A 25,932-nucleotide genomic window follows, 5' to 3' on the forward strand; every position below is an offset into this window, starting at 1 on the left:
CAATGATTCTTTAGGTCCGTTATGGTTAGTCACAAGTTCGCCTAGTCATTCGAGTTTGACCAGTTTGTGTGAGTCTCACACATGATTAAACTGTAATTGATTAAACGACAACAATTGAACACGTACAGGAGGTAATCAAATGTTATGGCAAGAATGGGTATCCATCGCGCTTTACCTCGTGATGATGCTCCTCATCGGATACGTCGCCTATAAGCGAACGACCGATTCATCAGATTATATGTTAGGTGGCCGCAAGATGGGGCCAGGAGTTACTGCCATGTCAGCCGGGGCTTCGGATATGAGTGGTTGGATGTTAATGGGACTTCCGGGGGCAATGTATGCCACGGGATTATCAGCGATTTGGTTAGCCGTTGGATTGGTCATCGGAGCTTACTTGAACTACTTGTTAGTCGCTCCCCGTCTACGCGTCTTCACGGAGATGGCAAATGACTCGATCACGATTCCTGACTTTTTAGAGAATCGGTTCCGAGATCACTCGAACTGGCTACGGATCCTGTCTGCATCCGTCATCATCATCTTCTTCACGTTCTACACGTCAGCCGGACTTGTGTCTGGCGGGAAGTTGTTTGCAAGCTCGTTCGGGCTTGACTATCAGACAGGTGTCATCGTGACGATCAGCGTCGTCATTCTGTACACGCTCTTCGGCGGTTTCACAGCCGTTAGCTGGACAGACTTTGCGCAAGGCGTCATCATGTTCCTCGCGCTCGTCCTCGTCCCAATCGTCGCCTTGACTGACGTCGGTGGTGTTTCAAACGCCGTCAACACAGCAACGACGCTCAACACTGATTTGTTCGACCTCTTTAAAGGGACGTCGACGCTCGGGATTATCGGTCTCCTCGCTTGGGGACTTGGTTACTTCGGTCAACCACACATCATCGTTCGCTTTATGGCAATCCGTGATGTGAAATCTTTGAAGACGGCACGCCGTATCGGTATGGGTTGGATGACTGTCTCAATCATCGGTGCTGTCATGACCGGTCTTGTCGGGATTGCTTACTTCCGTGGTCAAGGGAACGCCTTGGCTGACCCAGAAACGGTGTTCATCCGTTTCTCTGAAGTATTGTTCCACCCGTTCATCACTGGTTTCTTGCTCGCTGCGATTCTAGCCGCGGTCATGTCGACCGTATCGTCACAACTTCTCGTGACATCGTCAGCGTTGACAGAAGACTTCTATCGCAAATTCTTCAATAAAGAAGCAAGCGAGAAGACGATGGTGCTCGCCGGTCGAATCGGCGTCTTGACTGTCGGACTCGTAGCGACACTCATGTCGCTCAGCCCATCGAACACGATTTTGACGCTCGTCGGCTATGCATGGGCCGGATTCGGTTCTGCATTTGGTCCAGCGATTCTCTTGTCTCTATATTGGAACAAGATGACGCGTCAAGGTGCCCTCGCCGGTATTCTCGTTGGTGCCATCACCGTTATCCTTTGGATCGTGACTGGACTTTCGAGCGTCATCTATGAGATGGTACCAGGGTTCTTCCTCAGTATGCTTGCCATCGTTCTCGTCAGCACGTTCACGAGCCAAAAAGAACAAAAACGAATCAACCGTGAATTCAGTGAAATGGAAGCTGAACTCGCCGTTGCGAAAAAAGAATAACGACATCAAAACGCGGGCATTTGCCCGCGTTTTTTGTTTGGTCCGACTTGACCGCGTCACAGTACTCCTCCTGACGCGGCTTTAATCATCCCTATGACCGTCTCCCCGTTCGAAACAATAAACGCGAACGAAAAAAAGGCCACAGACAGTATACTCTCTGCGGCCTTAAGATTCGATTACATCGCTCTCGCCATGAACCATAACTGAATGAAAAATGGCACCAATACGAGGACGAGCATCGCATTACGCATCCATCGGTTGCGGTTCCAGTAGTACGCCATCAAGACGAATGGATGGAGCGCCGTCAGCTGATAAGGGTTGAACCAGAACCAGGTGAGGATCAATGCGATAAAGAAATATAACACAGAACGTTGCTTCGTGGTGCGCCATTCGCGCCACATATCGAACGCCCCTTTAAAGAATACAATAAACGTCACGATCCAAAACACCATCACAATGACACTATTCAATGACTAGACCACCTTCATGAGACATTTTCGATATAGAACCCGCCCCAGTAAATATGCCGATACGTGAACTCTTTCCCACTCTCTGCCGTGATGATGATCTCATCCTCTGTCAGCACGAGCACATGCACTGGAATCTCTCCTTTTCGTAACATCGGGCTAAACAATTGAAACTGCTTGTTCAACCACTTCCGTTCCGTGAAGTCACGATAATGATGCAAGGCGAGCGACGGATGGACCAAGAACACACCAATCATCAAGGCGATGGCACTTGGTGAAGCAGATACTTCAAGCAGCAACGAAAGGACGAGCACAAGCGAGAGAATCGCATAGCCGAATTCGAGAAGCTCCATCAAAGAAGCTCGACTGGCAATCACGTACTGCATGACACGAAATGCCACGTACAGCAAGAGACTGACCATCACATACTGGGTGAACGGAGCACTACTCATCTCAACGTCCAAATAAAACAAGACCGGTAGTAACATGACCCACTTCCATAATTGTAAGGCGAGGTAAAACAATGTTTGATCGATGAAACGACGATTGTGTACGAGCCGTTGCATATCCATGTTTCCCACCTCCGATTAAAAGATGTGACCTTAAACGTAACATTCCCTGAATCAAAAAATGATAACAAGCAATTACACGTCAACCGGAAATTTCTTTTTGTTCGATGAGCGTGGCGTTCAGAAGCCCTCCGAGGAGGATGACCGAGGCCGCCAAGTAGAACCAGATCAACAGGATGATAAAGGCACCGAGTTGACCGTAAAACTGTTCATAGTTAGCATACTGTGAATAGTAGCTGAATACGTTCGAAACTGTCAAGATACCAATTGTTGCAAAGGCCGCCCCGGCCCAGCTGTCCCGAAACGTACCGCGATGGCTCGGCAACCATTTATAGACGAGCAGGAAGACACTGAACAAGATGAGCGTCCCGATAATCCAACGGAAATAGAACCAAATCTGAGCATATCGGGCAACGATATCATCGATAAAGATGATGTGGGTCGCCAGCTCTCGTAGTGCCGTCTCGATGACGGGAACGAGCAATGAGAACGGCAGGACGAACATAAGCGCGAGTGTGACGGCGATATCTTGTAGCACCCCACGCCAAAATGCTTTATTCCGGATTAGACGGTAGGCGTCGTTCAATGACCGGACGAGCGACTGGACGGCCATCGAAGAGATCCACAATGCTGGCAAGATGCTGAGCGAGGCGAGACGCAGTCTCGAATCATCAAAAATGGCTTCGATGTTTCCTTGCAACAACCGATAACTTGCCTCCGGCATGACCAAGGACAGTGCGGAAATGACGTCACCGCTCGAAAAAGGCAGCCAACCGACGATCCCGAGGACGAACAATAGAAATGGAAACGTCGAGAGGATAAAATAGTAGGCCAACATCGCGGCCTGATCGAAAAAACGTTCGGCAAAAAATCGTTTGAATGTATGAAGGAATGGTTGTATCATTTCGTGCACTCTTTTCTTTTTTATAATATAATTTCGGTATTTGAAATAAAATGAAGCAAGAAGGAAAGGCAAGAATGGCGCAACGCGTCAATTCTTGCCTCGGTCTTAACTGATGTTCTCTCGCTTCGCTTCCCAAGCCTCGATATGCTCTTTGCCAGGCAACTCGACGTCGTCCCGATTGAACACCGGGTCGCGTCCTGCCCGTTTCTGCGCCACATAATCGTCGAGCAATAGTTTCGCAACCTTACTGAGGCGGAAGATCGCATACATATTGACGAGTGCCATCAACCCCATGAATATATCAGCGATTGACCAGACGAGGCCGGCTGAACGGACCGATCCGAACAATACCATCCCGACGACGGCGATCCGGTAGAGGACCAGATACATTTTTCGCTCCGAGATGAACTCGATATTCGTCTCCCCGTAATAATAATTCGCCAAAATCGAGCTGAACGCGAACAATAAAATCGCAATCGTCATGAGCGATGTCGCAATCGGCCCAATCTCTGTCAAGAGCGCCTCTTGGGCGAGCTCGATGCCTTGGAAGTCCTCAGAGCCCGGCACGCCGGAGATGAGGACGATCATCGCCGTCGCCGTGCAGATGAACAACGTGTCGACGAAGACGCTTAGGGACTGGATGAGACCTTGCTTGACAGGGTGACTGACCTCCGCGGTCGCTGCCGCATTCGGAGCTGATCCCATCCCCGCTTCGTTTGAGAACAGGCCGCGCCGTATCCCTTGCAAGACGGCCGCACCGACCGCTCCTCCAAGAAGTTCTCGGAGCCCGAGTATCCCTTCTGAAAAAATGGCCGAGAAAACAGCCGGCACGACGTCCAAATTCGTCAAAACGACCCACAAAGCAAGTAAGATATAACCGCCGGCCATAATCGGGACGATGATTCCTGACAGCGTCGAGATAGAACGAATCCCACCGAAGATGACAATCCCTGTCACCACCGCCAAAATAATCCCGATCCAAAGCGTGTCAATATCGAAGACGTTATTGACCGACAAAGCGATCGTGTTGGCTTGGACCGAGTTGAACGCAAATCCAAAGGCGAACGTGATCAGAATGGCGAACACGACGCCGAGCCATCGTTGTCCGAGCGCCCGTTCGATATAATAAGCCGGTCCACCACGCCACGCCTTGCCGTCGTGCACTTTATACACTTGAGCGAGCGTGCTCTCGACAAACGCTGACGCCGAACCGATCAACGCGATGAGCCACATCCAAAACACGGCACCCGGGCCACCGAGTGCAATCGCGGTCGAGACACCGGCGATGTTGCCGGTCCCGACCCGTGCGGCCGTCCCGATAGCGAAAGCCTGGAACGACGATACTTGTCCTTTCTCGTGTTTCATCCCTTTGACGAATAAGAGCTTGAACATCTCCGGTAACATCCGGAACTGGACGAATCCCATCCGAATCGTAAAATAGAGCCCCCCGGCAATTAATACGAAAATGAGTACGTACGTCCATAACAAATCATTTGCTTGCATGACGAGTTCACGAATATCCATGCGCATCCCCTCCTTTTAAGAAGTTCTTACCCGCTCCTGGAAGCTTGAAAACGAGACGCTTACCGCGATGCTTTTTCCAAAATCCGCTCACAGAGGGCATGTGTCGTCAGACTGTCTGCGGCGAGCACCGACTCGTTCGGTTGCCCGTTCAGCAACTTGATGAACGCATCGATCATCGTCGTGAAGCCGCGACGCATAAGGTTCGACTCCCACGGACTCAGAGCTCGCTCGAGCATGCCATCGCGTGTGAAGTCATATACGCGCTCTACGTCGCGTGACACTCGCTTCAGGTGCGGGGACATCACTTCCATCACTTCCTCTGTACAGCCGTTGTCGCGGTTCATGATTCCGATCGCTTCGACCCCACCCGCAGTGAACTGAATCTGCAACTGCTTCAGCTTCCCGTCTTCGTGGCGCGTCCGCACCGCCAAGTCTTCGACCGGTGCGAGTCCCGTCAAATATCGTAGCGTGTCGACGACATGGACAAAATCCTCGATGATGAACTCCCGGAGTGTCGCCGGTTGATACGTCCGGTTCTTTTGAATGAGGACGAGGTTATGGTCCGTGACTTCCTTCAAAGCTGCCGTCGCCGTCGCGAAACGACGATTGAAGCCGGTGACGAGTTCGACCCCATGTTCTGCCGCGAGTCGGACGAGCCGCTCTGTTTCCTCGAGTGAGAACGTGACCGGCTTATCGATGAACACATGGACACCATGCTCGAGCACGTAAACGACCTGTTCCGCGTGTGCCGACGTCGTCGAATGGATCAATACACCGTCCACCTCATCGAACGGCACGTCCTGTAACGACCGGTAATGGCCCGTAAAGCGGTATTTGTCGACGAGCTGCCCCGCTTTCGCCTCATCTCTCGAGACGAGATAGACATCCACCCCTTCTAATCCGGCATAGACTGGTAAGTATGCTTTCTTCGCGACGTCCCCTAACCCAACAACCACAATCTTCATTTCGACATCTCTCCTATTCGATGGACTGAACAAAACCCCAAGGCGTGCGCCCGGGGCCGATGAAATAGTTAAAGGACGGCAAGTATCTCAAAACTCGTGATCGGCTTACGAATCGCATCCGACACGATTTGATAGAGGTCGGCCAATTGCTCGTTATCGTTTAAATCTGGTGTCCGATCGAGCTCGACCTCACACGTCCGGGACGTCTGTTCTTTATCTTGAAATGCATATTCAATCGTATATGTCTGCATGACACGTCTCCTCTCAAGCGATGTATAACGTATGTATAGCCTGAAACGAAACGATTGAAACGCCACAAGTATGCGCATGAATCGATTGAGAGCTACATCCGCTAAGCCATTTTCGATTCTTTCTACTCTATTGTACCATTCGTTCTTGACCGAACACCTCCTCAATCTGTGACAATTTTGCCTAGTATGTCGAGGCACGACCAAAATCGTCTTCAATTTAATTGCTTGTAAATGCCAGGAAAGATTCCTAGAATGGACAAGTATGCATCAAAGACATAGGAGCTAAACGATGAAAAACAATCTTACTTATCTTACCTTGCCATTGGCCCTTCTACTTTTGAGCGGTTGCACGAGTGAAACGGATCAACCCCCCTTAACGAAGACGGAACCTCAGGAACAAGCCCCTGTCGAGACGAAGCCCACCGAACAGAGCGAAACGAGCGATCGATTCTCGGGCTATGACTTGATTGAGGTCGAAGGTGGAGATTTGTCGGGCGAACGTGAAAAGAATGTCGTCGTCGATATCGGCTACGGGGAGCGCGAGTATTGGGCGTTCACGAACGAGTACGGACAACTCGTGAAAGTGATTGCCGACGAGATCGTCCTGCAAAATGATGAACTCGAGAACGTCACGTCTTCCGGGCGCTATTATTCAGACGAAGCGAAAGTTCCTGGTGTCGAACATCAAGACCTCGACGAAGGTCACGTCATCGCCGACTCGCTCGGCGGCGTCTCGAATGCGTTTAACATCACCCCACAAAATAGCACGCTCAATCGCCATGGCGACCAGGCGTACATGGAGAGCGTCATTCGGAGTGCAGGCGGGGCCACAGACTTCGAAGCCCTCATCACCTATCCGGATACGAAGACACAAATCCCCTCGAGCTATCAATACACGTATACGCTCAAAGGGAACGTCATCGTCGACAAGTTTGACAACGTGAATCCGGACGAAGTGAACGATTCACTCGGGCTGACCGAGAGTGAGCCCGAAGCCGCGACTTCGTCTGAAGCAGGCGACATCGCGAGCGTCGATACGAACGGGAACGGCCAAGTGACGATCCAAGAAGCGAAAGATGCCGGGTTCGGCATGCCGATCACAAGTGATCATTGGCTCTATCCTCACATGCATGACAATGATGGTGACGGGATGGTCGGAGAATAAAGTTGCCCGCATGATCCGTATCGCTAGGATCGAATCATCGACGCCACGCTCTTCCTAACTTAAAGGGAGAGCGTTTTTTTGTGACGAGTCTTGATTGATTTTGGAAAACACACATCAAACCAAAACGGACCATAGACGAATGTCTACGGTCCGGGGGATTATGTGCCTTATTTCGTGTCTGTCGAATCGACCGGACGTCTCGGCGGACGTTTTCCGAAAAATTGGTAGTATTGTGTCTCGATATTCCCGTTGTACAGCTTGCGGCGTTTCGTCGCCGGGCGGCCGTACGCCTTCTCGAAGTCCTCATAACTCGTCAGCATATAGACGCTATAGCCCGGATACTTGGCGAACTGTTGCCCGATCCGCTCGTACAGGTCGATAATCTCTTCCTCGGTCTGCAACCGTTCCCCATATGGCGGGTTACCGATGATGATGCCATACTCTTCTTTCGGCTTCAAGGCGGCCGCGTCACTGTGGACGAACGTGATCGCGTCACGGACGTCGGCGAGCTCGGCGTTGTCCTTGGCGAGCTTGACCATACGTGGGTCGAGGTCGATGCCGTAAATTTTGAGCGGTTTGTCCCACTCGGCTTTCTCGTTCGCTTCATTGATGGCCTCGTACCAAGCCTTCTTCGGTACGCACGGCCAATCTTGTGAGCAGAACTCACGGTTTAGGCCAGGCGCGATGTTGCGGCCGATCAGCGCCGCCTCGATCGCGAGCGTCCCTGAACCGGTGAAGACGTCATAGAACGGCATGTCCGGCTTCCAGTTCGTCAGCTGAATCATCGCTGCAGCCATCGTTTCTTTGAGCGGAGCCTGTGAGTGGAGCTCACGGTAGCCACGACGGTGAAGCGCGTCACCTGACGTGTCGATCGTGATCGTCGCCACATCTTTCAACAAGGCGACTTCAATCGGATAGTAGGCGCCCGTCTTCGGGAGCCACTCGCCTGGCTTATCATAGCCGCGTTGCATCGCGTCGACGATCGCCTTCTCCGTGATTTTCTGACAATCACGAATCGAGAACAGCTTCGACTTGACCGAACGGCCGTCGACGATGAACCGAGCGTCCCACGGCATGAGATCCGTCCACGGCAATTCGACGACACCGTCGAATAGTTCCGTGAACGTCGTCGCCTTGAACTCGGCGACGACGAGTTTGACGCGGTCTGCCGTCCGGAGCCATAGATTTAACCGTGGAATGTCCTCCATCTCCGCGTCGATATAAACGCGGCCGTTCTCGACCTCACACGTGTAGCCGAGGTCGCGCACTTCTTTGGCGACGAGCGCCTCGATGCCCATCGCCGCGGTGGCGATCAGTTTTCGTTTTGCCATACTATCCCTACTTTCTATAAGTGTTACTCCTAAAATGGTCATGTAAAAAGGAGCTCAAGTAGGATTGCTTGAACTCCTGGTCAATGTTAAATGAGAGACTATGCTGCCCTGTAAGCCATGTTCTGTACTCCGGTGCTCATAACGGTCTCCCTGGCACGATGGAGTGACAATCATCTATCTGCGCCGATTGGCGCCTTCCGTCCCGTTCGGTTCCAGTCAGGAAGTTCCCCTACCATAGTTTGGGTTTCTCGCTCGTGGGGTTTACCTCGTTCCACTCTGAACGTTTCCGATCAGACTCCGTCACTGTGGCACTTTCAAGAAGCTTGCACCCTATCCGAGGACTTAGGTGCTTCTTCTGCCGTCAACTTGCGTTGCCTACACTTATCGTTTCGTGTAGCACGATCACTACAGCCATCACAGGCTGTGCGAGCATGGACTTTCCTCAAGACTTGAGTCCCGCGATTGCCCAGACCTCATAGTCACTTTATCCATTGTAGCGGATAACCTGCGAAATGACAACCGAGAACCTGAACTTGATTTTCATTGGCGTCAGCGCTAAAATAAGGCGTGTTCCATTGAACAAGGAGGGATTTTGATGCGTCAAGATGCAAAAAACGGTTGGATTCAACGACTGACCTATGTGATTGAAATCGATGACATTAAAGCGCTCCACCCGAACAACGGCGTGTTCGCCTTTTACCGAAATAATCGACTCGTTCGAGGATTCGAGCCGTTTGACATCAAAGCACCGAATGAGCTGTCCAAACGTCCGTATCACTTCGACCATCATAACTTGGCCCACTTACAGGAACGTTTTCCTGAATCAATTCCGACGTTCGACGCGTCGACACAGACGCGTCGTGCATGGAGCGACGACGTTCGCGTCGGCCTCTGTGAGATTATCGTCGACGGGAAACTGAGTTTTGAACATATCGACGATAACGGCAATGTCTTAGAAGCGAATATCCGTTGGAGTGGTGAAGCCATCACGAAAGCATAAACGAACACCCGAATCCATTTCGATGGATTCGGGTGTTTTTTAGCTCGATTCGGTCACCAGTAGTCAGGTTGGTCAGGGTCACGCATCTCATACTCGACGATTTTACCAATTGTCAAATACGTATAATAGCGCGCCAGTTCCGTCCGATACGGGTCGGGCGTGAACCCATCCAAGTCCTCGCCGAGCGGTGAGCCGTCGATCGTCTCGAACTGTTGACAAAAGAACGATTCCGTCTCTTTGTCCCAGACGATATTGTCGCCGATGTAGCCACTCCCGAATCGGATATAATCGATGATAGAAGGCACGATTACCTCGGCCGGAAGCCGCTCACTCATCCGGCCGACCAATTCATAGCGGTCTCGGTCAGCATACTCGGCCTGATCGAGGGACGTACATTTCAAGACCTCTTTATTGATTTCAATCAAGACGACATAGTCCCCCGGATCAATCGATAGCTTCATCTCATCACCTCATCTCAACATCCACATAGCTCTATCTTAACAAATATTCGGAATGAAACCGCGAAATCCTGTACGCCTGTAAAATTTTCCATCTGGTCGATTCATACAACATGACGAAATCTGTTTTTGTTATACTGAAAGGGATGACATGAAGAGAGGAAGTGCAGTATGGCCAAACGTCCTTTGACCCCTCGCGAGAGTGAATTGATCGCCACAGCCTTGTTCGTCGTCGGGAACGTCCCGTACGCTGGGCATATCGACCGGCTCGAGTCGATCACGCTCCGGGATATCGCAGACGACTATTTGAGCGGTAACCATTCCGTCGCCAATGCCGTCGAGGCACTCGACCAATACATCTACGTCCGCCGCCACCGTTTCAAAAACGTCACGCCGAACAACCTGTGGACGCTTGACGACCGAACCGAACAGGAGGCACTTCGCTATATCGTGCGCCGGCCTGAACTGAAGAAAGGCGAGACGCTCAATAAACAAAATCAGCCTTTCACAATCGGCCAAGAGATCGAGTTCAAAGTTGACAAACAACTCGACCGTGGTCAATTTCGGATTTACATCGGCAAGTTGAACGGTTATACCGTCAAAGCGCAGTCAAAAGACAAAGATAAACTGAAATCGGTCAAAGGTTGGATCACCCACCTTGACCGGAAAGACCGACTCGTCTTCGTCAATATCTCCGAGTTTGGTCGAGAACCGATTGACCCGGCCGCAAAAATCCGACTCGAGGAGATGAGCGCCGCGCTTCTCGGCTGGTTCGCCACCGCCACGTTGCCGTCCGAGGAGGAAGCGACGACGGCCAAGCAGATGATTGCCACCCTTCAGCGTCGTGACCAACCGTACTGGTTCACGTTGACCGTCGCGATGAATCATCCGAAGCCCGAGCACATCAAACGGTGGGGCACGGTCGTCAACCTGCTCGTCAAGGCGAGCACCGGCGACACGTCCGCGCTCGAGACGCTCGAGGCCCAAGAAGACAAGTATTTCAAAGACGCCTTCTTGCGGGCGCTTCGGGCCTTGCATAAAGAGCTGACCAAAACGGCATAACATGCAGGTGGCCTGAGATAGGTCACCTGTTTTCGATGTTGACTTAGAAAGGAAGAGTGCGATGCACGTACTGATTGTAGAAGACGATTTAGCAATCCTTCACCTCGTTGAAACCACGTTACAACGGGTCGGCCATACTGTAACGACGGCCACGAACGGCATTGACGCCGAACGACTATTTATGGAAAACCCAGCCGATGCCGCAATCATCGACATCCTGTTACCGGGCCTCGATGGACGAACGCTCTGCTCGCGTCTAAAACAACTGGCGGATGTTCCCGTCATTCTATTGACCGCCCTCGGAGAATGGGAAGAAAAACGAAGTGGCTTCGAACACGGGGCTGACGATTATATGACGAAACCGTTCATCCCGGAAGAACTCCTGTTCCGCCTGCAAGCCGTCGCAAAGCGTTACGCGAAAAATGCGGCCACGCTCGTCACGGCCGGACCGCTCAAGCTCGACTTACGCGACTATCGCCTCGAACTAAACAGAGAGACGATCCACCTGCCTAAGAAGGAGTTTGAGTTGCTTTATCAGTTGGCGGCGTTTCCGGGTCGGGTGTTCACTCGAGATGAATTGATCGAGCAAGTATGGGGCCTCGACTTCGAAGGCGATGACCGGACCGTTGACGTTCACATCAAGCGGTTGCGGAGCCGCCTGCATGACGAAGGGATCACAATCCGAACGGTACGAGGCGTCGGCTATACGTTCGAGGTCAATCAATGAAGACGCTCTATACCCGGATCGTCCTGACCGTGTTCATGATTTTACTACTGTCCGGCGCCATCGCCCTCCTCGTCAGCAATATCGCCTATCACGTCTGGTGGCAGCCGACCTACAGCGAAAAGACCGAACAGACGGCACAAGCCGCCCTTGACTATTTTGAGACACACACGGATGGCGAGGCTTCGGCCTTTTATGCACTGCTCGCCCAGACCGGCTATCAACTCCTCGTCGTGCGTCCTGACGACGACATCGACCGTTATGGAGGTTCGTTCCGGGACGAGTCTCTTGACGCCGACATCATCGCCTCGGTCCAGGACGGTGAGCGCTACGACGGGATGCGCAGCTATCCGTTTCACTTGTTTTGGCTCGGATTGTTCGACAACGAAGTCGTCAACACGTACGGGTTCAGCGTGGATGGAAACGAAGGGACTGACGCCGTCTTCATTCGCCCCGACCTCAGCGCCCAAATCCGAGAATTGCACTTGTTCGTCGGCCTGTTCTTCGCACTTCTGACCGGGCTCGCCTTCATCTTGATCGCCCTGTCGACGAGTCTGATCGTTCGCCCGGTGCGAACGTTGACTGAGGCGACCCGCTCCGTCGCTTCCGGCGCTCGTCCGCTCAACCTGCCGACGGAGCGCTACGATGAAATTGGAACACTCGCCCGCCGTTTCTCTGATATGGTCGACTCACTTGAAAAATCAGAGGGTGAACGGCGCCGTTTCGTCTCGAGCGTCTCGCACGAGTTCCAGACACCGCTCACGTCGATCAAAGGATACGCCTCAGAATTGGTCATCCGAACCGAAGGGGATGCACGCAATTATGCAAGAATCATCCACGATGAGACGGAACGACTGTCGGATTTAACGAGACAATTGTTGCTGCTCGCCCGACTCGACGAATCGAACGTCTCACTCACCGAATCGGTCGACATCAGCGCGTCGATCAAGGACGTCATCCGTCGCCATGCGTTCCAATTGGACGAGAAAGGGATTGCCGTCGCGACAGATTTAGATGAGACACTCGTCGTCACGGGCGACCCGCTCTTGTTGGCCCAAGTCTGGACCAATTTGTTGACGAATGCGATTCACGCTTCTGACGACGGCGGACTGATCACCATCAAAGCGTATACAGCCGACCGCCCGACCGTCTCAATCGAGGACGACGGCGTCGGAATGGACGAAGCGACGCAAGCCCGCCTGTTTGAACGCTTCTATAAAGGAGACGCCTCCCGGACCGGCCGAGGAACGGGGCTCGGACTTGCTATCGTCCAAGATATCGTCCGCCTTCACGGCGGCGACTTGACGGTCGAATCTCGCCTTGGTAAAGGGAGTATGTTTTACGTCCGGCTCTAGTCCCGTTCATATTCCGTTCACATCCATCGGTTATGCTTCCTTCATCGCTATGAAGGAGGCTTTTTTGTATGAATTTAGCATTTAAAGAAATGTGGCGGCAAAAACGAAAATTTTCGCTCATTTTTGTGATCACGTTACTCATCGTCTTATTGTCGACATTGATCACCGGGCTCGCAGACGGACTCGCTTACGACAATGGGGCCAGCCTGCGTGAACTAGAAGTGGAGACGTTTCACTTGGCCGATGACGCTGACAATCAATTGACCCGGTCGTTCATCGAGTCGTCGACGCCTGAGTCCCTCACCCCGCTCGGCGTCAAACCGATGACGCTCGTCCACGGTAAAGACAAACAAGATGCCACACTGTTCACGTTGCCGAATGATTCCAAGGTCGGACCTACTCTCGACCTCGACGTTGGCGAAGTACTCGTCGACCCAAGTTTTCTTGACACCGTGACAGTCGGCGATACCGTACGCGACTTCGCGACCGGTTACCGGTTCACCATCGCCGGGACGACGGAGGGTCGCTACAGCCATGCACCTGTCATGTGGGCATCGATGGAAACGTGGGAGGCATACCAAGCAGACAGTGGACAACCAACATATGTATCCGCTTGGCTCGGGGAAGCTGATACATCGCTCGTAACGCTAGCTAAACAAGATGTCGTAGAGGCCGTCCCGGGCTATACGGCCGAGCAAGGCACGTTTACCATGATGCGCGGATTTCTTCTGTTCATCGGTGCTTTCATCTTGACCGCATTCTTTTATATGTTGACACTTCAAAAATTACCTGAACTCGGCATCTTGAAAGCAATCGGGATCCGTCCCCGCGTGATCGGTACAGCGCTCGTCACACAAGTCATGGTGACGGTGCTTGTCGCGAGTCTTTTGGCCGCGACGTTGACCGCCCTCGTCGCGACGCTCGTTCCGACTGACATTCCATTCCGCTTCGACGCGGGTCACGTGCTGTTATATGGTGCAATCATGTTCGGACTTTCACTCATCGGGACGCTGTTGCCACTTTGGAAACTGCGTCACCTTGACGCCGCCGATGCTTTAGGAGGGACATTACAATGAAATTGAAGAATATTAGCCATGCCTATGACGGACAATCCGTACTGCGCGGGATTGATTTAGAAGTTAAAGCCGGGGAATGTATCGGCATCATCGGTCCAAGCGGCAGTGGGAAAAGTACATTGCTCCAAATTCTCGGCCTGTTGAAACGTCCGGTAGCGGGGAAAATTGAGCTCGAGGGCCGAGACTTGCTCGATGCCGGTGAAGAAGAACGACGCCTCTTGAGGTTGAATGAGATCGGGTTCGTGTTCCAACAGGCACATCTCGTGCCTTATTTGACGGTCCGGGAACAACTCGAGCTCGTACAGGCAGACAGCGAATCGAAACAAGACCCGATTCGCCTGCTCGAGGCGCTCGGATTAAGCCATCGTCTCGACCAGTTGCCTCAGCACCTATCCGGGGGTGAACGTCAACGTGTCGCGGTCGCTCGGGCCTTGGTCAATCGCCCGCGACTCATCTTGGCCGACGAACCGACTGCGAGCCTCGATTTCGAGAACGGTCGGCGTGTCATGGAGCTACTCGTTGCCGAGGCACGGATGAGCGCGCGACGTGTCATCGTCATCACCCATGATGAACGGATGCTCGACGTCTGTGATCGGGTTCTCTTACTTCAAGACGGGCTGCTCCAACCGTCGCCCCGCCATCAAAACAGGGAAGACCGCGATTGAAGCGGCCTTCCCTGTTGTTTGTCAGATGACGTGCGCATGAAGCCGATCCTCGATGCATTCACTCGCAAGTTTACCGAGGTGATGCGTCAGCCAGGCATTAAAACAGATGATGAGCGTCATCTTCCCTGTCTCATCGATTCCTGCCGAGTCGACCCGGATCAGTCTTTCCTCGATATGTTGCGAGACGAGAGTGATGCGAGCGAGCGCCATGACAGAGCGAAAGACATCGTCCGGCGGTATGCCAATCGAAACCGCGACGTCTGGCACCGACAGTTCGATCGGTTGCCCCGGTTCTCGTACGTAGCAATCGAGCAACACATCGAGCACAATCGCATGTTGGCGATGATTGCTCATCGGGGCTCGATAGAAGGTCACCCCTTCGGCGGTCCTGTAGTCCACCTGTCCCGTCAAGCACGCTTGTAACAGCCGATCCATCACCTCTCGCCCCATCGCTTCATACCCTCCTGTGTCACCTGGATGATTGTTCAGACTCATCATACCCGTACATCACCGAACAAACGAACGAGGATATCATCGATAAATCCCACGCTAAACCGTACTAACTCGTTGTCGAATTCACACGGAAAGTGAACTGTTATCGCATTTTCGGGTACAATAATGGAGAAAGGAGCGGTTTAAATGCAGAAAAGATGGAAAGTTGGACTTGCCACATTACTCACCGGTTACTATGCCATCAGCTATTACGCGTTCAAGCGCATGACTCGAGGTAAGCGCAAGACACCCGAGATGCTCTTGGCCCCCTATACGAAGGAAGATCAATCGTTTTACCATGACGTGCCGTTCGAACACGTCTCGCTCCATTCTCAAGACGGGTACCGCCTGTATGGGCGTGTGTATCGCAACGAAGGCTCGACGAAATGGATTGTCTTCGTTCACGGTTACACTGCCTCTCACAGTTTCATGGCCCCGCATTTGGCGATGTTCCACCGCCTCGGTTACAATCTTCTCGCCGTCGATTTACGTTCCCACGGTGAATCTGAGGGCGTCTACGCGTCCTACGGCTATCATGAGAAGCATGACATCGTGGACTGGGTCGATTGGTTGCGGGCCAACGAAACGGTCTCGGAAGTCGGGTTACACGGTGTCTCGATGGGTGCCGCCTCGATTTTACAGGCCGGACCGCTGACAACAGTCGATTTCTTGATCGCCGAATGCCCGTTCGACGATATGAGACAGCTCATGCGTCATCAGTTGAACGTGTTGCATCGTTTGCCTGGTGACCTGCTCTTACCGGGGATTGACTACTTCCTATGGACACGAGCCGGTTTCAGGATGCATCAAGTCCGTCCGAAACACGAACTCTCAGCGATTGATGCACCCGTGTTGTTTATTCACGGAACGAAAGATGATTTCGTGCCGACATGGATGTCGGTCGAGATGAATGCGCTCAACCGGCAAAACGAGATCGCCCTCATCCATGGTGCCGAACACACGAACTGTATTTTGAAAGACCAGCCCGCCTACGAGGCGGCCGTCAGTCAGTTTCTGAATCGGCGACATGAACCGGCCCTGCGATAAGGTCGAGTAAAGTGTGGACGACCATCACCGGCCATAGCACGCCCATCGTCAAATAGAGATAGCCGAGACCCCAACCGACGAGCCCGGTCACGAGGATCCCTCTGACACCTTGATAGGCATGGGCCAATCCGAACATGGCCCCGCCGATGAAGGCGAGCATCGGGGAAGACACATCGAGGTAAAGTGATATCGTGTAGAGCAACACACCTCGGAAAATGAATTCCTCGGTCACACCGGCCGTCCACGAGATCGCGCCCCACGCCTTCGCCTCAATATTCGTTCGGGGCAAGAGCAACCGCTCAATCTCGAGATCGTAATACGGTCGTAACTTCCGCCGTAAATGTGTTGAGGTTTTGACGAGCAAATAGAATGCCAACAGCACGGAGATGAGCACGGTCGTGAAAAAGAAGAACTTCCAAGCCCGGACGTCGCCCTCAATCGGAGCAAATCCGAGCCCGACCGCCTCGGGCGTGACATTAAACAAGAAGACGAGGGCGAGCAAAAGCAGGCTGAGCCCCCACGACGACTTGACTGTCTGTTCATAGACACGTCCACGACCGAGCGTTTCGATCATCGGCTTCATCAACCGGGCGTTGAACAATTGAACGATCAACAAATACATGAGAATGATGGTAAAGACGGCCTGTTCGAGCATCTATATCCACTCCTGTCCTTCCTGTTAGCTATATGCTACACTATTCGGGTATTGTCTAGAAAGCTAGGAGGCGGAATCTTGAAACGATTGATTTTGCGACTGACCGGTCTCATGCTTGTGATCGTGCTGTGCCTCGGCGCAATCGGCTGGTTTGGTCAACATGATAAAGTGAACAATGCCCTGTACCGGGCCTACTACGGGGATCACGGGGTCCCAGCCATCCATCGCGATGTCTACGAGGATGCCGCGTCCACGTATGACGTCGATTGGCGTCTGCTCGCCGCCGTGCATCGTGTCGAGACGATTTTCTCCCACAGTTCATCGATGCGTTCCTCGGTCGGGGCAATCGGCCCGTTCCAATTCATGCCGCGGACGTGGCTCGGTTGGCAATATGACACGGACGATCAAAAAGGCGATGTTCCTGAGGACGAGGTTGATTTGACAGATCTCGCGCTCATCGAACAATACGGTGGTCTCGGACGCGATGGGAACAATGACGGCAAGGCGGACCCGCATAGTCTCGTCGACTCGGCCCATACAGCCGCTTACTATTTGAGCGAGCACGGCGGGACGACGGCAGACTCGACGGACTCGATTCGAAACGCCATCTTCGAGTACAACCGCAGTGAACAATATGTCAATGATGTGATGTCATTTTATGAATCCTATCAAACCGATGTGTCTTCTTTACCGGACGACAAAGCGTCGGTGACTCAACGTGTCGCGCGCTACACGATCCGCTACTTGGAATGGTTCGCAGGCTGGGTCTGACCTGGCACTATTTGATTAAAAGTGAGGAAATCTTATGAATACCCATATCGAGGAAGTGACGATTCGCGTCAAGTCGGTCTTCAATGAGGATAAGACGAAACGCTACTTGCGCTCGTACGAATTCACCGATGTCATCGACGGCGTCATCTGTGCCGTCATCATCTACTCGCCCCGAATGAGCGATGCCTTCTTGTCCGGTACAACGACACAACGGGCGTATATGCTCATGCGGAACCATCTCGATCAACCGATCCGTGAGATGCGCGTGATCAGTCTCGTCCCGACACTTGCCATCAATGACAATCTTCCCTACGTCGAATCGCAACTCGACGAAGTGAACTTTCATTACGTCGAAGAAACGCTCGACGAAGTCGAAGCAAGCGGCGGCATGATCATTGTCGGCTGGGGCTCGCCAGGACGCCTGATGCACCACGCGACGCCATACAAGACGCTTTTCGCCGACCATGAGGCGCACATGTACTGTATCGGCACGACTTCAAAAGGCGAGCCGCAACAGATTCGCATGGCCAATGAGAACACGGTGCTCGAGGCGTTCAATAATGAATCGATCAAACCGAAATTTAGAATCGTGAAAGAAACGAAACAGGACGACTCCAAGTGAGTCGTCCTGTTTTTAACGTACGCCAACCCATGTGCTTACTCCGAACAATAGGAACAACAGTGACGCCAACAGAAAATCGTTCCTCGTGACGGCGACAACTTCATACGTAGCTCGAGGTTCCCCTGTAAATCCGCGCGCCTCCATCGAGAACGCGATTCGTTCCGCTTGTCGGATCGATCCGGCAAGCAGCGGAATGATTAGTTTCGGGGCGTGGCGAATATGATCGAGACGTGTCTCTAAGCGCACGCCACGTAACGCATGCGTCTCATACAGTTGCATCAGTTCATTCTTTAAAATCGGGAAGAAACGAAATCCGACGAACACACTGTAGGCGATTTTTGGTGACAATTTCCCTTGTTGCATCAAACTGTAAACGAACCGCTTTGGATCCGTCGTCAGCGTGAACAGAAGCGACAAGGCTGTGAATGCCAACACACGTAAGGAGAGCGTCGCTGCTAACCTCACATTCTCGTCGGTCACATCATTGCCAAACAGCTTGAACATGACATCTCCACTTGTCTGCTTTCCAAAGACGAGCGACGTCCAAAGTGTTCCGAGCGCGGTCAATAGAAATGGAATCATGAACAATCCCCATCTTCTCCAGCTCACGGCAGAGAAGAGCGTTTGAAGGGCCAACGTACCGAGAAAAACAACAAGTGGCGTCCAAGGATTATACATAAAGGCGAGACCGAACATGAGACACGTCACGGTCAAAAATTTAATCGTCGGGTTCATTTCATGAAACGTCATCACGATTCCTCCATCAATAAGCCGTGGGACCTTAGTAATCCCGGATCATCCCAAAGTGAAGGATCATATGGCCCGCTCAAGTTGCCGTCACACATCAAGTAATAGGTGTTCGCAATTCGGGCAAAACTGAGGTCGTGCGTCACAAACAAAACCGTCTGGCCGGCGCGTACTCGTTCAGCCATCAAGTCATAGAGCGCACGAAGCGACACCTCATCTTGACCGGCGGTCGGTTCATCAAAGGCAATCAATCGTTTATTCGAGAGCATCATCACTCCGATCGCGAGCCTTCGCTTTTGACCGTGACTCAGAGAGAGTGGGTGGTGGTCACGCATCGAACCGAGCCCGAGCCGCATCAAGATGTCCTCAATCGGGCGATTATGACCGTATGATAGTTCATGTGTCACATCACTCGTAACGAAGAGATGGGCCGGAGATTGCGGGACGAGGCCGACTTCATGATATTCCCGGGCGAGGCTTCGAAGCCATGTCGACTTCCCGCTGCCGTTTCGACCGAGCACGGCAATGAGATCGCCCTTGGCGACTTTCATTTTGCTCGCTGCTAGGTTAAATGTTTTTCGTTCACATTTCGGTATGTGAAATAAAAATTCTTTTCCACGTTCGGTTCGAATCGGAGAGAACACATAATCTGGTCGGACGATGAACGGCCCGTCATAGTCAATGCGCCCGTTCACGAGCTTCACTTGTCTGTCAAAGAAGTCCCCCCATATATATGGCCGATGCTCAATCACGACAATGTTTATCGTCTCCGCGATATCGTCGAGCCATCGAACGAAATAATGGGCGGTCTCAGGATCAAGGTGAGCGAGCGGCTCATCAAGGAGGAGCCACTCCGGACGGCCAATTAACGCACACGCGACGGCAACTTGTTGCTTCTCACCTCCTGATAGGTCATGGATGTTACGGTGCCGATAGTCCGTCAACTGTAACGCCTCTAGCATCTGGGTGACACGATCCATCATCTCGTCTCTCGCGACGGCGAAGTTTTCGAGCGTGAAAATCAATTCTTCTTCGACCGTCTGCATGACGAACTGACTGTCCGGGTCTTGAAACACCGTTCCGACGCGACGATTCACTTCGCCAGCTTCATACGTATCATAGGAGCGGTCAAACAAGTGCAGTCTGCCCGTCACGATTCCATCACAATTGTCTGGATAGAGACGATTCATCAAACAGAACAGTGTCGATTTCCCTGACCCGCTCGCCCCTGTGATCAGCGTTCTCCCTTTTGTGAGACGGAGTGTGAGATTCGTCAAGACATCGGATGTTTTGTCCGGATAACGAAACGACAAATGTTCTGCGTCAACCATGGATACGACCCTGACGCGCGAGGGCATACCCTTCAAGCGCTCCCGTGCGAAGCAACAAGTCACTTAAAAGCTTCCCTCCAAGGCCAGCAATGAGCATCCCACTCGACGCGCGTAGTGCGAACATGGTCGCCACGTATGTCGGACTGAGGGCGGTAAGACCTCCCATGACGTATGTATACGCGAAACTTGTCACAGCCGCTCCAAAACCAGCGAGCATGAGCACCCAAAGGTCATAGCGTCTATAACCGGTCAATGCGAACGCCGCCTCTGCCCCGAGTCCTTGTATGATCCCGACTAAAATGATGCGCGGTCCGATGGCGTTGCCAATCATCATCTCAATCGTCGCCGCAAGCACTTCGGACAAAAATGCGGCGCCAGGTCTGCGAATGATATAGGCCGCGATAATCGAGACGATGAACCAAATCCCAAAGATCCACTCGTACGCGATCGGTCCGATCAAGCCGGCCCAAAGGTTCCCGATATGGACGAACGCCAAATAGACGACAGCGAATACGACCGATAAAATCGACAATAAGACGATTTCTTTTAACTTCCATGATTTAAGCATCGATGCGTCCCCCGTGTGACGGACTGTTCACGCTGAACGTGACCGTCATGACGACATGGCTCGTTTTCGCACGAACCCGGTCGAATGTCGCCTCATAGAAAGCGAACACCGGCTCGATGTCCCCATGAATGCCTGAGGCGTAGTGCATCGAGTCGTTGAAGACGCCTCGCTCTCTCGCAAAGTCAATTTCCTCGTAGATGATATCCATATAGTTTGCGTCACCAAGCGGATAGAGCGCAAATTGTGAAGACACGTATTGCGAACCCACCTTGCCATTCACCGGCTCTGTCGTCACGTCGAGAAGATTGTCTCCTGCCGTGTCGCCTGGACAGCCGACCGAGAACGTCCCGCTCATCGAGACGTGGGTCCCTGTCTTCGTCGCATGTGACAGCACGGCCTTGGCCACGTCGAACACATGCTCACTGCGGCCACGGATGACCGTCGAAACGTCATCGGTATGCCGCCAGACGTTACGAAGATCCGTCTCCTTCAATGCCCCTTTGATGACGCTCACGAAATCGGATGTCATCGGGCTCAGCGTAAAGCGGAACCCGACGATCGGGCTCGTCCCACATTGCTTGTTCATGATTCATTCCCCCTATGGTTTGTTACACAAAAAAAGCCGCATCCATGAGAATGCGGCCACTCGTCCAATTTAAGTCCATTAGAAAAAGTGCCACACTTCCTCACGCCGGTATTACCCGGATCGAGTCATAAGGGATTGGAGCCATGCTCACATCTCAGCCGAAGCACCCCTAGTGTAGTCCAATGTATGCGGTTGTCTATGCAACGAGAAGTATAGACGAACACGCCAAGTTTGTAAACGGTTTATGTGAAAGTCACGATACCATTTCCCGGAAGCGTATCCTGCAACGTCGTCCAGTCAGAAGTCATCTCCTCGTCTGTCAACAGACAATCATCTAATTCCGCCTCGATGACCGAACGCTCCATCCGCTGCCCGATCAAGACGAGTTCTGTCTGGCGATCCCCGTACGGCTCGACGTAGTCGGCAGCGAGCTCGGGTTCTGCCGCGAACATAAGACGACGCTCTTCCTCCGGAAGCGTCGCGAGCCAGCGACCAGCATGTTCAAGCGTCGAGGCATAACCTGCTTGTGAGAACAGGCAAGCGAGGTCGTTCCGGGAAGCGATCCATAAAAAGCCTTTGGCGCGGACGACTTGCTCCGGGAACGCTTCAATCCAGGCGTGGAGACGCTCCGGGTGGAACGGTCGACGTCGCCGATACACGAACGAGCTGATCCCGTATTCCTCTGTCTCCGGTGTGTGTGCTTCCGCCTCAAGTTCTTGAATCCAGCCAGCGGCGTGCATCGCCTGGTCGAAATCGAACAACTTGACGTCTAACAGCTCGGTCAATTCTACGTTCGCATGGACCGACGTCAACAGTTTGGCGGTTGGATTGAGCGCCTTCAACAGCCCGGCCATCTCGTCGAGTTCCGTCACGGTCACCCGGTCCGCTTTGTTCAAGACGATGATGTCCGCGAATTCGATTTGGTCGACGAGCAGGTCGACGACTTCGCGTACATCTGTCGCGTCAATCGCCTGTTTGCGTTCATGGAGCGACTCGCCCGAGTTGAAATCTTTCAAGAATCGAAACGCATCGACGACCGTCACCATCGCATCGATATAGACGCGGCTCGTCAAATCGATGCCGAGGACGTCATCGGCGTATGTAAACGTTTGAGCGACCGGAATCGGTTCTGAGATGCCTGATGACTCGATGATAATCCCATCAAGGTCACGGTCGTTCGTAATTTCCTGCACCGCCTCGAGCAAGTCCTCACGGAGCGTGCAACAGATGCAACCGTTCGATAGCTCGACCAATTTCTCGTCCGTCCGCGAGAATCCACCCTGCTCGATCAATCGCTCATCGATGTTCAACTCGCTCATGTCGTTGACGATGACGGCGTACTTCTTCCCATCCCGATTGTTCAATATATGGTTCAATAGTGTCGTCTTACCGCTCCCTAAATAACCGGACAGCACCGTGATTGGAATTTGCTTCATTATCCCCACTCCTAAATCGTAATCATTACTTTTTAGATAATGACGGGTCGTTATCATATTGTCAAGAAAAAAACACGCCCGCTCACGGACGTGTTCCTACTCTCTATTCCTCTAACGCTCTCCGTTCAGCTTCTGAGCGCGGATAGGTGTTCGCCTGCCATTCGGCCCGATAAATCGAATCGAGCTGAGTCAGACCGACCTCATCCATGTCTTTGTCTGCATCGACACTCGGCGTCTCATCCCACCGCGGCTCCAAATACGTATGATCCTCTTCCCGGTTCGCCCCCAACAACTTTTGAATACCGACCCGGGCCACCGCGGCAAGCGCCAAACCGATTCCCGCCCGAACGAGCAATCGCTTCACCATCTTCGTACCTCCTTATCGTCCAAACCGATAGAGCGGCATCCCTTTCACGTCTGTATCAATTTTAAAGACCGAACCTGCGTCGGGATGGGCCTCAAGCGCCGCTTCATCCATTCCTTCACGTGCCGTCGTAATAGCGAGTTGTTTCAAGTCGTCGCCGACGAAACAGCATGATGTGACGTTCGGAGCAGGGACGCTCACCTCGAGCACTTTCTCACCAGTTTGCGGGTTCCATCTCGACACTTTCCCGCCGGCAAAATGGGCGATCCACAAGAAACCGTCCTCATCAGATGTCATGCCGTCCGGGAATCCTTCCTCGTCTTTAAAATCAATGACGACTTCCCCTTCCCCGAGCGTTCCCGTTTTCAAGTCGAACGGGTATTTACGGACCGTCTCGGTCGGTGTATCGATATGATAGAAAATCGAGTGGTCCGGGGACCATGTCAGTCCGTTCGATAATGTCAACTCGCTCAACATGACCTCGGTCGTGCCGTCGCGGTTCACGCGATAGAGCGTCGCCTCGTTCTCCTCGTCGTCGAGGTGGAGCGTTCCGGCGAAGATGCGGCCGTACGGGTCGGCTTTCCCGTCATTGAAGCGAAGGTTTCCTTCCGAGTCGTCGAGTTCGACGATTTTATCGAGCTCTTTTGACGTCTCGTCCCACTCATAAATCCCGTCTTTCAACCCGACGACGACGCCGTCTGTCACTTTCGGGACCGCAAACCCGATCTGTTGTCCCATATCGAACGACGACAGCTCATCTTCCTGTTCATCGTACCACCAAAGTGTATGTCCCTCGATATCGACCCAATAGAATCGTTTTAGCTCAGCGTCCCAACACGGGCCCTCCCCAAGCGTGTTTCTGACTCGAATCCATAACGCAGCGTTTACTGTCTCCATTGAAATGCCTCCACTCTCTACATTGATTTCAACTGACTATTCCCTGAGCGGACGAGGTCTATTCACTATTTATCAAAATCGTTTCAGCGAGTTGTTGGCGACGACTCTTTTCCCGTCTTTGGAGCGTCTCTCCATAAAAAAACTCCTTGAATCGAGTGATTCAAGGAGTCCACTTATTTCGCACCTTCGACGTTCATATGTTTACTGCGCAATTGGCCACAGGCCGCATCGATGTCAGTACCGTGTTCGAGGCGGACACCCGTGTTGATGCCACGCTTCTTCAAGACGTCATAAAACGCCATGATATCCTCGGACGTACTGCGCTCGTATTGGATATGCTCGTTGACCGGATTATACGGGATCAAGTTGACGTACGACTTGTCCTTGATGTCGTCGATGAGCGCCGCCAATTCTTCGGCGTGCTCCGGCAAGTCATTCACTTTCGACAATAGAATGTATTCGAACGTGATCCGTTTGTTCGTCTTCTCGACATAATACCGAATCGCCGGCATGAGCTTGTCGAGCGGGAACGCCCGGTTGATTTTCATGACCTGCGTCCGCAGCGCATCGTTCGGCGCATGAAGCGACAGCGCCAAGTTGATGCGAAGATCGAGGTCCGCGAACTTGTAAATCTTGTCGGCGAGTCCACTCGTCGACACGTTGATTTTACGTGGCGCGATGGCGAGTCCGCGCTCGTCTTTGACGACGCGCAGGAAGTCGACCAAGTTGTCAAAGTTATCGAACGGTTCGCCGATTCCCATGACGACGATATGGCTGACCCGGGCACCTTCGCCGACCTCGTCCAAGTAGTGTTGGACGGTCATGATCTGTTCGACGACTTCACCGGCCGTCAAATCACGTGTCTTTTTCAAAAGTCCGCTCGCACAGAAGCTGCAGCCGATATTGCATCCGACCTGCGTCGTCACACAGACCGAACGTCCATATTTGTGACGCATGAGTACGGTCTCGATATAGTGACCATCATGTAACTTAAGTAAGAATTTGACCGTCCCGTCGCCCGCCTCTTGCTTGACGAACAGGTCTTGTGTCGAGATGACGTACTCGGCGGCGAGCGCCTCACGCACCTCGGCCCGAACCGAGATATCCTCGATTTGCTTCACTCGGTCGATGTAGAGCGAGTCCCAAATTTGTCTCGCATGGAAGGCGCTGTATCCCCAAGCGACACACGCTTCCGTCAGCTGATCGAACGTCAGCCCGTATATAGATGGTTTCATTGCTATCTGTCCTTTCTTCAATCCGCATACGTACCATTGTAGCG

29 protein-coding genes, 1 other RNA gene and 1 riboswitch are annotated in these 25,932 nt (G+C 52.6%); of the genes, 11 read left to right on the plus strand and 19 right to left on the minus strand.

Going from position 1 to position 25,932, the window contains the following annotated elements; genetic code table 11:
* The first annotated feature begins 139 nt into the window (after positions 1-139).
* Entirely contained in the window at positions 140-1,621 is a 1,482-nt protein-coding gene (gene putP / locus EVJ33_RS05335) for a sodium/proline symporter PutP (RefSeq protein ID WP_131435113.1), read from the plus strand.
* A 176-nt stretch (positions 1,622-1,797) separates the two neighbouring features.
* Here putP and EVJ33_RS05340 read toward each other — a convergent pair whose 3' ends face one another.
* The 6 genes from EVJ33_RS05340 to EVJ33_RS05365 all read right to left on the minus strand — a co-directional run bounded on the left by EVJ33_RS05340 (position 1,798) and on the right by EVJ33_RS05365 (position 6,301).
* Entirely contained in the window at positions 1,798-2,091 is a 294-nt protein-coding gene (locus tag EVJ33_RS05340) for a hypothetical protein (protein ID WP_232819561.1), read from the minus strand.
* Positions 2,092-2,105: 14 nt separating this feature from the next.
* Positions 2,106-2,660, minus strand: coding sequence for a hypothetical protein (locus tag EVJ33_RS05345; RefSeq protein ID WP_131435115.1), 555 nt, complete (start codon positions 2,658-2,660; stop codon positions 2,106-2,108).
* A 79-nt stretch (positions 2,661-2,739) separates the two neighbouring features.
* Complete coding sequence (locus tag EVJ33_RS05350; protein ID WP_034777670.1) at positions 2,740-3,561, minus strand: YihY/virulence factor BrkB family protein; 822 nt, start codon at positions 3,559-3,561, stop codon at positions 2,740-2,742.
* A gap of 105 nt (positions 3,562-3,666) precedes the next feature.
* On the minus strand, positions 3,667-5,085 hold the full coding sequence (locus EVJ33_RS05355; protein ID WP_201739662.1) for an alanine/glycine:cation symporter family protein: 1,419 nt from the start codon (positions 5,083-5,085) through the stop codon (positions 3,667-3,669).
* Positions 5,086-5,144: 59 nt separating this feature from the next.
* The gene (locus tag EVJ33_RS05360; RefSeq protein ID WP_131435118.1) at positions 5,145-6,050 is read right to left on the minus strand and encodes a Gfo/Idh/MocA family protein; all 906 of its coding nucleotides are present in this window, start codon (positions 6,048-6,050) and stop codon (positions 5,145-5,147) included.
* 68 nt (positions 6,051-6,118) lie between these two features.
* A complete protein-coding gene (locus EVJ33_RS05365; protein ID WP_131435119.1) occupies positions 6,119-6,301 on the minus strand; it encodes a hypothetical protein in 183 nt (60 codons plus the stop codon).
* A 289-nt stretch (positions 6,302-6,590) separates the two neighbouring features.
* Here EVJ33_RS05365 and EVJ33_RS05370 point away from each other — a divergent pair, with 289 nt between their 5' ends.
* Positions 6,591-7,466: a DNA/RNA non-specific endonuclease gene (locus tag EVJ33_RS05370; RefSeq protein ID WP_131435120.1), complete on the plus strand. Its 876-nt coding sequence runs from the start codon at positions 6,591-6,593 to the stop codon at positions 7,464-7,466.
* Between the two features lie 167 nt (positions 7,467-7,633).
* On the opposite strand, the gene EVJ33_RS05375 is transcribed toward EVJ33_RS05370, so the two are convergent.
* The gene (locus EVJ33_RS05375; RefSeq protein ID WP_131435122.1) at positions 7,634-8,797 is read right to left on the minus strand and encodes a THUMP domain-containing class I SAM-dependent RNA methyltransferase; all 1,164 of its coding nucleotides are present in this window, start codon (positions 8,795-8,797) and stop codon (positions 7,634-7,636) included.
* 106 nt (positions 8,798-8,903) lie between these two features.
* Positions 8,904-9,271, minus strand: an RNA gene (gene rnpB / locus EVJ33_RS05380) — RNase P RNA component class B.
* 121 nt (positions 9,272-9,392) lie between these two features.
* Between rnpB and EVJ33_RS05385 the strand changes: the two genes are divergently transcribed.
* The gene (locus EVJ33_RS05385) at positions 9,393-9,797 is read left to right on the plus strand and encodes a hypothetical protein (protein ID WP_131435124.1); all 405 of its coding nucleotides are present in this window, start codon (positions 9,393-9,395) and stop codon (positions 9,795-9,797) included.
* Positions 9,798-9,850: 53 nt separating this feature from the next.
* Here EVJ33_RS05385 and EVJ33_RS05390 read toward each other — a convergent pair whose 3' ends face one another.
* A complete protein-coding gene (locus tag EVJ33_RS05390; protein WP_131435126.1) occupies positions 9,851-10,258 on the minus strand; it encodes a hypothetical protein in 408 nt (135 codons plus the stop codon).
* 168 nt (positions 10,259-10,426) lie between these two features.
* Between EVJ33_RS05390 and EVJ33_RS05395 the strand changes: the two genes are divergently transcribed.
* From EVJ33_RS05395 to EVJ33_RS05415, 5 genes are all read left to right on the plus strand, one after another.
* Positions 10,427-11,317, plus strand: a complete 891-nt coding sequence (locus EVJ33_RS05395; RefSeq protein ID WP_131435128.1) for a hypothetical protein — start codon at positions 10,427-10,429, stop codon at positions 11,315-11,317.
* A gap of 61 nt (positions 11,318-11,378) precedes the next feature.
* On the plus strand, positions 11,379-12,044 hold the full coding sequence (locus tag EVJ33_RS05400; RefSeq protein ID WP_131435130.1) for a response regulator transcription factor: 666 nt from the start codon (positions 11,379-11,381) through the stop codon (positions 12,042-12,044).
* Positions 12,041-13,396: a sensor histidine kinase gene (locus EVJ33_RS05405; RefSeq protein ID WP_131435132.1), complete on the plus strand. Its 1,356-nt coding sequence runs from the start codon at positions 12,041-12,043 to the stop codon at positions 13,394-13,396. The genes EVJ33_RS05400 and EVJ33_RS05405 overlap by 4 nt, the downstream gene beginning before the upstream one ends.
* A 68-nt stretch (positions 13,397-13,464) precedes the next feature.
* Positions 13,465-14,472 carry an ABC transporter permease gene (locus EVJ33_RS05410; RefSeq protein WP_131435134.1) on the plus strand — a complete coding sequence of 336 codons (1,008 nt, stop codon included), beginning with the start codon at positions 13,465-13,467 and terminating at the stop codon, positions 14,470-14,472.
* Positions 14,469-15,137 carry an ABC transporter ATP-binding protein gene (locus tag EVJ33_RS05415; protein ID WP_131435136.1) on the plus strand — a complete coding sequence of 223 codons (669 nt, stop codon included), beginning with the start codon at positions 14,469-14,471 and terminating at the stop codon, positions 15,135-15,137. Before EVJ33_RS05410 ends, EVJ33_RS05415 begins: the two co-directional genes overlap by 4 nt.
* Positions 15,138-15,158: 21 nt before the next feature.
* Here the strand turns inward: EVJ33_RS05415 and EVJ33_RS05420 are convergent, their stop codons facing one another.
* Entirely contained in the window at positions 15,159-15,587 is a 429-nt protein-coding gene (locus tag EVJ33_RS05420; RefSeq protein ID WP_131435137.1) for a hypothetical protein, read from the minus strand.
* A 189-nt stretch (positions 15,588-15,776) separates the two neighbouring features.
* On the opposite strand from EVJ33_RS05420, the gene EVJ33_RS05425 reads away from it, so the two are divergent.
* Complete coding sequence (locus EVJ33_RS05425; RefSeq protein WP_131435139.1) at positions 15,777-16,676, plus strand: alpha/beta hydrolase; 900 nt, start codon at positions 15,777-15,779, stop codon at positions 16,674-16,676.
* Here EVJ33_RS05425 and EVJ33_RS05430 read toward each other — a convergent pair.
* Positions 16,633-17,331 (minus strand): CPBP family intramembrane glutamic endopeptidase, encoded by a 699-nt coding sequence (locus EVJ33_RS05430; protein ID WP_131435141.1) that lies wholly within the window; start codon positions 17,329-17,331, stop codon positions 16,633-16,635. The two genes, EVJ33_RS05425 and EVJ33_RS05430, sit on opposite strands and share 44 nt — an antisense overlap.
* A 78-nt stretch (positions 17,332-17,409) precedes the next feature.
* Between EVJ33_RS05430 and EVJ33_RS05435 the strand changes: the two genes are divergently transcribed.
* Both EVJ33_RS05435 and EVJ33_RS05440 read left to right on the plus strand, forming a co-directional pair.
* Positions 17,410-18,102 (plus strand): lytic transglycosylase domain-containing protein, encoded by a 693-nt coding sequence (locus EVJ33_RS05435; RefSeq protein ID WP_236634542.1) that lies wholly within the window; start codon positions 17,410-17,412, stop codon positions 18,100-18,102.
* A 34-nt stretch (positions 18,103-18,136) separates the two neighbouring features.
* Positions 18,137-18,724 (plus strand): DUF1643 domain-containing protein, encoded by a 588-nt coding sequence (locus tag EVJ33_RS05440; protein WP_131435143.1) that lies wholly within the window; start codon positions 18,137-18,139, stop codon positions 18,722-18,724.
* A 12-nt stretch (positions 18,725-18,736) separates the two neighbouring features.
* Here EVJ33_RS05440 and EVJ33_RS05445 read toward each other — a convergent pair whose 3' ends face one another.
* From EVJ33_RS05445 to rlmN, 8 genes are all read right to left on the minus strand, one after another.
* Entirely contained in the window at positions 18,737-19,474 is a 738-nt protein-coding gene (locus EVJ33_RS05445) for an energy-coupling factor transporter transmembrane component T family protein (RefSeq protein ID WP_131435145.1), read from the minus strand.
* On the minus strand, positions 19,474-20,802 hold the full coding sequence (locus EVJ33_RS05450) for an ABC transporter ATP-binding protein (protein ID WP_161566901.1): 1,329 nt from the start codon (positions 20,800-20,802) through the stop codon (positions 19,474-19,476). Before EVJ33_RS05450 ends, EVJ33_RS05445 begins: the two co-directional genes overlap by 1 nt.
* Positions 20,795-21,370 (minus strand): ECF transporter S component, encoded by a 576-nt coding sequence (locus EVJ33_RS05455; RefSeq protein WP_131435149.1) that lies wholly within the window; start codon positions 21,368-21,370, stop codon positions 20,795-20,797. The genes EVJ33_RS05450 and EVJ33_RS05455 overlap by 8 nt, the downstream gene beginning before the upstream one ends.
* On the minus strand, positions 21,363-21,956 hold the full coding sequence (locus EVJ33_RS05460; RefSeq protein ID WP_201739663.1) for a YkoF family thiamine/hydroxymethylpyrimidine-binding protein: 594 nt from the start codon (positions 21,954-21,956) through the stop codon (positions 21,363-21,365). Before EVJ33_RS05460 ends, EVJ33_RS05455 begins: the two co-directional genes overlap by 8 nt.
* An 80-nt stretch (positions 21,957-22,036) precedes the next feature.
* Positions 22,037-22,137: riboswitch (TPP riboswitch) on the minus strand.
* Between the two features lie 61 nt (positions 22,138-22,198).
* Positions 22,199-23,392: a GTP-binding protein gene (locus EVJ33_RS05465; RefSeq protein ID WP_131435153.1), complete on the minus strand. Its 1,194-nt coding sequence runs from the start codon at positions 23,390-23,392 to the stop codon at positions 22,199-22,201.
* A gap of 103 nt (positions 23,393-23,495) precedes the next feature.
* Positions 23,496-23,759: a hypothetical protein gene (locus EVJ33_RS05470; RefSeq protein ID WP_131435155.1), complete on the minus strand. Its 264-nt coding sequence runs from the start codon at positions 23,757-23,759 to the stop codon at positions 23,496-23,498.
* A gap of 12 nt (positions 23,760-23,771) precedes the next feature.
* The gene (locus EVJ33_RS05475) at positions 23,772-24,653 is read right to left on the minus strand and encodes an SMP-30/gluconolactonase/LRE family protein (RefSeq protein ID WP_131435157.1); all 882 of its coding nucleotides are present in this window, start codon (positions 24,651-24,653) and stop codon (positions 23,772-23,774) included.
* 173 nt (positions 24,654-24,826) lie between these two features.
* Positions 24,827-25,888 carry a dual-specificity RNA methyltransferase RlmN gene (rlmN, locus tag EVJ33_RS05480; protein WP_131435159.1) on the minus strand — a complete coding sequence of 354 codons (1,062 nt, stop codon included), beginning with the start codon at positions 25,886-25,888 and terminating at the stop codon, positions 24,827-24,829.
* Positions 25,889-25,932 lie beyond the last annotated feature (44 nt).

The sequence above is a fragment of the Exiguobacterium sp. SL-10 genome, from assembly GCF_004337025.1.
Taxonomy (GTDB): domain Bacteria; phylum Bacillota; class Bacilli; order Exiguobacteriales; family Exiguobacteriaceae; genus Exiguobacterium.

Excerpts from the sequence above, each read along its gene's own strand:
- putP (WP_131435113.1), top strand. The coding sequence starts at position 140 with ATGTTATGGCAAGAATGGGTATCCATCGCGCTTTACCTCGTGATGATG.
- EVJ33_RS05345 (WP_131435115.1), bottom strand. The coding sequence starts at position 2,660 with ATGGATATGCAACGGCTCGTACACAATCGTCGTTTCATCGATCAAACA.
- EVJ33_RS05350 (WP_034777670.1), bottom strand. The coding sequence starts at position 3,561 with ATGATACAACCATTCCTTCATACATTCAAACGATTTTTTGCCGAACGT.
- EVJ33_RS05355 (WP_201739662.1), bottom strand. The coding sequence starts at position 5,085 with ATGGATATTCGTGAACTCGTCATGCAAGCAAATGATTTGTTATGGACG.
- EVJ33_RS05360 (WP_131435118.1), bottom strand. The coding sequence starts at position 6,050 with ATGAAGATTGTGGTTGTTGGGTTAGGGGACGTCGCGAAGAAAGCATAC.
- EVJ33_RS05365 (WP_131435119.1), bottom strand. The coding sequence starts at position 6,301 with ATGCAGACATATACGATTGAATATGCATTTCAAGATAAAGAACAGACG.
- EVJ33_RS05370 (WP_131435120.1), top strand. The coding sequence starts at position 6,591 with ATGAAAAACAATCTTACTTATCTTACCTTGCCATTGGCCCTTCTACTT.
- EVJ33_RS05375 (WP_131435122.1), bottom strand. The coding sequence starts at position 8,797 with ATGGCAAAACGAAAACTGATCGCCACCGCGGCGATGGGCATCGAGGCG.
- EVJ33_RS05385 (WP_131435124.1), top strand. The coding sequence starts at position 9,393 with ATGCGTCAAGATGCAAAAAACGGTTGGATTCAACGACTGACCTATGTG.
- EVJ33_RS05390 (WP_131435126.1), bottom strand. The coding sequence starts at position 10,258 with ATGAAGCTATCGATTGATCCGGGGGACTATGTCGTCTTGATTGAAATC.
- EVJ33_RS05395 (WP_131435128.1), top strand. The coding sequence starts at position 10,427 with ATGGCCAAACGTCCTTTGACCCCTCGCGAGAGTGAATTGATCGCCACA.
- EVJ33_RS05400 (WP_131435130.1), top strand. The coding sequence starts at position 11,379 with ATGCACGTACTGATTGTAGAAGACGATTTAGCAATCCTTCACCTCGTT.
- EVJ33_RS05405 (WP_131435132.1), top strand. The coding sequence starts at position 12,041 with ATGAAGACGCTCTATACCCGGATCGTCCTGACCGTGTTCATGATTTTA.
- EVJ33_RS05410 (WP_131435134.1), top strand. The coding sequence starts at position 13,465 with ATGAATTTAGCATTTAAAGAAATGTGGCGGCAAAAACGAAAATTTTCG.
- EVJ33_RS05415 (WP_131435136.1), top strand. The coding sequence starts at position 14,469 with ATGAAATTGAAGAATATTAGCCATGCCTATGACGGACAATCCGTACTG.
- EVJ33_RS05420 (WP_131435137.1), bottom strand. The coding sequence starts at position 15,587 with ATGGGGCGAGAGGTGATGGATCGGCTGTTACAAGCGTGCTTGACGGGA.
- EVJ33_RS05425 (WP_131435139.1), top strand. The coding sequence starts at position 15,777 with ATGCAGAAAAGATGGAAAGTTGGACTTGCCACATTACTCACCGGTTAC.
- EVJ33_RS05430 (WP_131435141.1), bottom strand. The coding sequence starts at position 17,331 with ATGCTCGAACAGGCCGTCTTTACCATCATTCTCATGTATTTGTTGATC.
- EVJ33_RS05440 (WP_131435143.1), top strand. The coding sequence starts at position 18,137 with ATGAATACCCATATCGAGGAAGTGACGATTCGCGTCAAGTCGGTCTTC.
- EVJ33_RS05445 (WP_131435145.1), bottom strand. The coding sequence starts at position 19,474 with ATGACGTTTCATGAAATGAACCCGACGATTAAATTTTTGACCGTGACG.
- EVJ33_RS05450 (WP_161566901.1), bottom strand. The coding sequence starts at position 20,802 with ATGGTTGACGCAGAACATTTGTCGTTTCGTTATCCGGACAAAACATCC.
- EVJ33_RS05455 (WP_131435149.1), bottom strand. The coding sequence starts at position 21,370 with ATGCTTAAATCATGGAAGTTAAAAGAAATCGTCTTATTGTCGATTTTA.
- EVJ33_RS05460 (WP_201739663.1), bottom strand. The coding sequence starts at position 21,956 with ATGAACAAGCAATGTGGGACGAGCCCGATCGTCGGGTTCCGCTTTACG.
- EVJ33_RS05465 (WP_131435153.1), bottom strand. The coding sequence starts at position 23,392 with ATGAAGCAAATTCCAATCACGGTGCTGTCCGGTTATTTAGGGAGCGGT.
- EVJ33_RS05470 (WP_131435155.1), bottom strand. The coding sequence starts at position 23,759 with ATGGTGAAGCGATTGCTCGTTCGGGCGGGAATCGGTTTGGCGCTTGCC.
- EVJ33_RS05475 (WP_131435157.1), bottom strand. The coding sequence starts at position 24,653 with ATGGAGACAGTAAACGCTGCGTTATGGATTCGAGTCAGAAACACGCTT.
- rlmN (WP_131435159.1), bottom strand. The coding sequence starts at position 25,888 with ATGAAACCATCTATATACGGGCTGACGTTCGATCAGCTGACGGAAGCG.